Below are 5384 nucleotides of genomic sequence, written 5' to 3' on the forward strand. Positions count from 1 at the left end.
CCTTTCAAAAGCGGCAAGATGTTCCAAAAGCCACTATAACCAAGGAGCAGCAAATGATCCGTGAACTTCAAGGCATCTTCTGTAAAGGCCGTTATCGTTCATGGAAGTCTTCATCAGGGTTGTAGGGTTTATTCGGGAGTCTGGTTTAATACCCCGGAGCTCTGCTCCGGCTCAAATAACGTAACGCTTACGAAATTTGGTATTAAACCAGACGGTATTATAAATTTCCTATCGAACGAGCCTCCGTTCCGAATCAGGCAACGCTTAAGATACCGCGGAGCTCTGCTCCGCGGAGGCTCATACCGGGGAACTCAAAAATCGTAAAAAAGGATATTGGCTGGTTAAAAAAGGGGGAATTTGTTCGGAAACTGAGCTTTCCGAACAAATTCTATTAATGTTTAAATAATGGGGGCATGGCACACTTTTGGCGGCTATCTGTATTACGATCGTTTCCCGCCGGAGGCCGAGCCGCCTACCGGCCCAGTTTGTCCGGCAGGACAAAAAAGCATAAACAGACCTGTAAACGCCGTTTTTTCTGCTACATTAGCCGCCCGCAAGGACGCGGACGGTTGGATTTCAGCAATGTATTTCTACCCAACTGCAATTTCAACCAAGTTTTTGAAAAAGGCCCTATCAGCATCTTGTATGTTAACAAGTTTACCGGACTCAAACTTGTTCATGCCGGCCTTCTGTTCTTCGGTTAAATCATTGCCGCTGAAACGGGTCAGAAGATAATTAACCGCTTCTCTATCGTTAATAGGCTCAATAGTCTTGCGCCTGGGTGATTTACAGCCGACTCCTTTGCAATTAAAAGCAAGTGGTCTAACAATTATGTTTGCCGCATAGTCGGCGCAACCATCGTTAAGGTAATTATACATATCCTCGCGAGCATTATAATCCTCATGGTCTTCTTCGTATTCAATCACTTCTGTACTTATGGCCTTGAAGGCGCCGATATACCCAGAGCCACCTCTCTTGAATAAGAATATTATATTCCCTGGTTGGACTTGTTTAACATACCCAGTTCTCCATGATTCGCCAAGCTCAAAAAGCGCTAAAATCGTTTCTCCCTTATCGTTATCGTTTTCAAGCACCTTGAGCTGTGTTTCATCGTACATCGAAAAATGCCAGCAGCGCGGTAAAACATCTTGGCTTTCAAAAGACTGCTGTGAAGAATCAAATTCAGGAGACGGCGTGACGTCTGTTTTGTATTCAGTAAAAGTATTCTCCTTCCTAAACGACATGAACAAAGTGACTAATGAATTTTTCCCGACTTTACTTTTTTCTTTCTCCTTCGGAGGTTTCACTGCTTCAGGGTAGAGATTCTCTTTCAAAATAGAAGTGATTTTAGCCCCTGCCGCTACTACCCCCACCATGTCAATATCATAGGCAATTTTTTCCAATTGCTTCGAGATGCCCTCAATCTGTTCATCATCAAGAAAAAATACAAGTTGCTGAAAACAAATGTTTCTTAATTGATTCAATTCTTCGCGAGTCACTTCCGAATCACTGAACATTCCCCAGAGATGCTCCATAAATTGTGAATAGACCATGAGTTTTTTCTCGAATATTTTAATGGCTCGTTCTTTTTTTTCTTCTGCTGCTGATTGACCCTTAAGAAGTATCACCGTGATTACACCAGTAATGGCCGCCCCTAATGCTGCCCCTATGAAACTACCCGGCATTTCGATAGGGTCTATTGCTCCAAATTGAACCGCAGACCAACACATGAGCAAAAGACAAATAATGGCGGCAATAATCAACACGCCAGAAACAATAGATTTCTTCATCTAATTCTTCCCTCCTTTACATTTTATGCCACGTATGGAAATGTTTGCCCTCACAAGTTGTGGTGTTCTGTGGTGTTGATTTACACCTTTCAATCGTCAGTCCACATTTATGGCATTCATATGTCGCATCGCCATCATCGGTGATTTTTGTCCATGAGTGGAAGTGTTTCCCCTCACATGTTGTCGAATTCTGCGGAGTTGTTGAATTACGAACAACCTTGCCACATTTGCTACACTGATAAACTGCCATAACAAGCTCCTTTCTTAGTTACCTCTTTGCAAAGGCTGTATTGTTTTACAACGGCACGGATGCCGCCACTATAATTTGATAGTATTTTACAAGTTGCTTCTCGTCAAGATAGCACAATGCCTCATAATTAATCTAACCCCAAAAAAGTCATGCCTCAAAATAAAATTCTAACCCAAAATGACCTAAGTCGTTATATTACAAGAGATTATACAATGAGCTAATTCCAGGTAGGATAAAGAGTTACAAAGAGTCTCAAAAGCCATCTGGAATCCTAAATAGGCATATTGTAAGTCTAAATATGTACAGGAATTAGACATGCGTAGGGTTAGATTTTGTTATGAGGCATTACGGTTGGTTTGTGGTTATGTTAAACTGAGCATTACCGGCTTGCGGACCTGCGTCCTTCGGGGTAAACTGGGGGGGTGAACCATGTGGATAGCATAAGCCCCCGGGCATCTTGTTTCTGCCGGCTTATATGGAAGCGGTCTATCGGGCCGGAGATAAGCTGTCTGGAGTTTGCCTGGAGCGGCCCGGCACCCCGGGGGGGGCAGTTTTTTTTGGTCAAGCCTGTCCGATCCGGGGTGTTTCTGGGGAGGCCCCTCAGCGCTGCCGCTTGGATCCCCGATACCCCGGAGAACCGCCTGCCGGGGGAAACGGCCGGGCCGGGCCCGGGGGTCCGGTTTCTCTTGGTCCGGCGGGGGAAGGGGACCGGGGAGTTGACCGGCCTGGAGATAGGGGAAATGGCGGAATTGATCGGCCCCCTGGGAAACGCCTGGGGAGATTTTTTACCCCCCCCGGGGGGAGCCGTCGCCCTTATCGGCGGCGGGATCGGCATCGCCCCCCTCCTCGCCTTTGCCGGGGAACTCGCCGGGCAGTGCTTTGATTTTTACGCCGGGTTCAGGACCCTCCGGGGCGCGGAGGAACGGGAGGGGCTTTTGGGGCCGGTAAGGTCCCGCGCCCGGGAAATGGTGATCGCCACCGAAGACGGAACTGAGGGCCGTAAGGGCCGGATCCCCGATCTGCTTGACCCGGCAAAATACGCCGCGGTGTACGCCTGCGGGCCTGAACCCATGCTCAAGGCCGTGGGGACTTCCGCAAAACAGGCGGGGGTCCCCTGTTTTATCAGCCTGGAACGGCACATGGCTTGCGGAGTCGGGGCCTGTCTGGGCTGTACCGTGGAGACCCTCCGGGGAAACCGGCGCTGCTGCGCCGACGGTCCCATTTTTAACGCGGAGGAGCTGAATTTTGATGAATAACCCCCCTTCAGGCGGGGCCGGGCCGGACCTTTCGGTAACCATTGCCGGGATACGGTTCAGGAACCCCGTGATCGCCGCTTCCGGGACCTTTGGGTATGGCCGGGAGTATCAGGGCCTTCTGGACGTTTCCGCCCTGGGGGGGATCTGTACCAAGGGCCTTACCCTGCGGCCCCGGCCGGGAAACACCGGAAACCGGATCCATGAAACCCCCTCGGGGATCCTCAACTCCATCGGCCTGGAGAATCCCGGGATCCCCGCCTTTTTGGAAAAGGAACTTCCCGCCCTCCGGGAGCTTGGCCCCGTGGTGATCGCCAACCTCTCCGGCGCTGACCCGGAGGAATACGCCGAGGGCGCGCGGATCTTGGGCGCTTCCTCCATTGATATGATAGAGCTCAATATCTCCTGTCCCAACGTAAAAGCCGGGGGCATGGCCTTTGGCCTGGACCCCGAAATGGCGGCTTCGGTGGTGGGGCCGGTCCGGCGGGCCGCGGGGGGCAAGCCCCTGATGGTCAAACTCTCCCCCAATGCCCCGGACCTTGCGGCGGTGGCCCGAGCCTGTGTTGACGCCGGGGCGGATGCCCTTTCCCTGGTGAACACCTTTAAGGCCATGGCCATTGATATTTATAGAAGAAAACCGGTCTTTGATATGGTGAGCGCCGGGCTCTCGGGGCCCGCCATCCGGCCCATTGCCCTGCGCATGGTATGGGAGCTTGGGAACGCCCTGGAGCTTCCCCTCATCGGCGTTGGGGGAATTGCCGGGCCCGAGGATGCCCTGGAGTTCCTTTTGGCCGGTGCCGCCGCGGTGCAGGTGGGTTCCGCCACCTTTGCCCATCCCGCCGCCATGCTGGAAACCATCCGGGGTATTCGGGATTATATGGAGAAAGGGGCATTTTTAACTGTGGGGGAATTATCTATCCGGCAAAAAAGCCCCCGCGCAAGGGATAGAAGCGGAAATACCGGAAGCCCCCCGCAGGGGGGCTGAGGAATTGGAGCGGATAGCCCGGTCGCCGGAACACCGAAGGCGAAACACCGAGGTGGAACACCTTCGGTGTTTCGCCTTTGGTGTTTTGGCGATGCGCCCTGATTTATATTGAAGGGTTTGAGTGAATGGCTTTTCAAAATCCGTTTTTTCCGGCAGGATAGGGGTGGAGTGTGCATATGGATATTTGGCAGGAAACGTTTCCCCTGCGTTTTGGGAATATAGACCGGTCGGACCGCCTGACTTTGGCGGCGACCTTTGATTTTTTTCAGGAGGTGGCCATCAGCCACGCGGAAAGTTTGGGGGTCGGGCGGGAGGCCATGGCCCGGACCGGTCAGGGTTGGGTGCTTTCCCGGATTTCGGTTTTTTTTGAGCGCCGGCCGCAATGGGGGGAGACGGTTACGGTGCGGTCCTGGCCCCGGGGTTGGGACCGGCTTTTCGCGGTGCGGGATTACGATATTCGGGACGCGTCGGATACGCCCGTTGTCCGGGGCCGCAGCAACTGGCTGATCCTGGATATTGAAAAACGGCGCCCCCTGCGGCCGCAGGCGGTGATGGGGACCCTGCCCCTGAACGAAGGGTTGGACGCCCTGCCCGGCGGGGCTGGCAGCCTGGATGCCCGGGATGATTTGGGTAAGGCCGGTGAGCGCCAGGCCCGGTATTCGGATATCGATTACAATGGCCACGTCAATAATGCCCGGTACATCCAGTGGATCCAGGATGTTACCGATGCGGGGGTCCTGGAACAGGCCAATCAGATGCGGCTGGATATCAACTATTTAAGCGAGATCAAAAGCGGCGAAACGATTGAGCTGTGGACCGCGCCAATCTCTGGCTCCGACGCCCCGAATGAACCTCCACCGGCCCGGGCCATCGCCTACGAAGGCCGGCGCCGGGAAGGGGACCAGGCCGTGTTCCGGGCGGAGCTGCGGGTGTTCGGGGGGAGTTAGCATTGGGGGGTAAAAACGGGAAGAGAATTAACCACAAAGGCGAATAAGGCGCGAAAAGGAAGGGAGGAGTTAGGACCCGCGCGAGAATAAAATGCCATGCATTTTATTCTAATTGCTTATGCAATAAGGAAATAACATGACCAATCGGTCATGTTATTT

At 52.9% G+C, this 5384-nt stretch carries 4 protein-coding genes; 3 read left to right on the forward strand and 1 reads right to left on the reverse strand.

The window, feature by feature from the left end; all coding sequences use genetic code 11:
• Positions 1 to 590: 590 nt before the first annotated feature.
• On the reverse strand, positions 591 to 1790 hold the full coding sequence (locus LQZ21_RS14760; protein ID WP_411045344.1) for a hypothetical protein: 1200 nt from the start codon (positions 1788 to 1790) through the stop codon (positions 591 to 593).
• A gap of 672 nt (positions 1791 to 2462) precedes the next feature.
• On the opposite strand from LQZ21_RS14760, the gene LQZ21_RS14765 reads away from it, so the two are divergent.
• The 3 genes from LQZ21_RS14765 to LQZ21_RS14775 all read left to right on the forward strand — a co-directional run bounded on the left by LQZ21_RS14765 (position 2463) and on the right by LQZ21_RS14775 (position 5225).
• Entirely contained in the window at positions 2463 to 3296 is an 834-nt protein-coding gene (locus LQZ21_RS14765; RefSeq protein ID WP_411045345.1) for an iron-sulfur cluster-binding protein, read from the forward strand.
• The gene (locus tag LQZ21_RS14770; RefSeq protein WP_411045346.1) at positions 3289 to 4278 is read left to right on the forward strand and encodes a dihydroorotate dehydrogenase; all 990 of its coding nucleotides are present in this window, start codon (positions 3289 to 3291) and stop codon (positions 4276 to 4278) included. The genes LQZ21_RS14765 and LQZ21_RS14770 overlap by 8 nt, the downstream gene beginning before the upstream one ends.
• A gap of 176 nt (positions 4279 to 4454) precedes the next feature.
• Positions 4455 to 5225: an acyl-[acyl-carrier-protein] thioesterase gene (locus LQZ21_RS14775; RefSeq protein ID WP_411045347.1), complete on the forward strand. Its 771-nt coding sequence runs from the start codon at positions 4455 to 4457 to the stop codon at positions 5223 to 5225.
• The last annotated feature ends 159 nt before the right edge of the window (positions 5226 to 5384 follow it).

This window comes from Treponema sp. TIM-1 (genome assembly GCF_046533115.1).
Taxonomy (GTDB): Bacteria; Spirochaetota; Spirochaetia; order Treponematales; family Breznakiellaceae; genus JAIRMO01.

What these genes read in the sequence shown, in the direction of transcription:
- LQZ21_RS14760 (WP_411045344.1), bottom strand. Translation starts at nt 1,790, where the DNA reads ATGAAGAAATCTATTGTTTCTGGCGTGTTGATTATTGCCGCCATTATT.
- LQZ21_RS14770 (WP_411045346.1), top strand. Translation starts at nt 3,289, where the DNA reads ATGAATAACCCCCCTTCAGGCGGGGCCGGGCCGGACCTTTCGGTAACC.
- LQZ21_RS14775 (WP_411045347.1), top strand. Translation starts at nt 4,455, where the DNA reads ATGGATATTTGGCAGGAAACGTTTCCCCTGCGTTTTGGGAATATAGAC.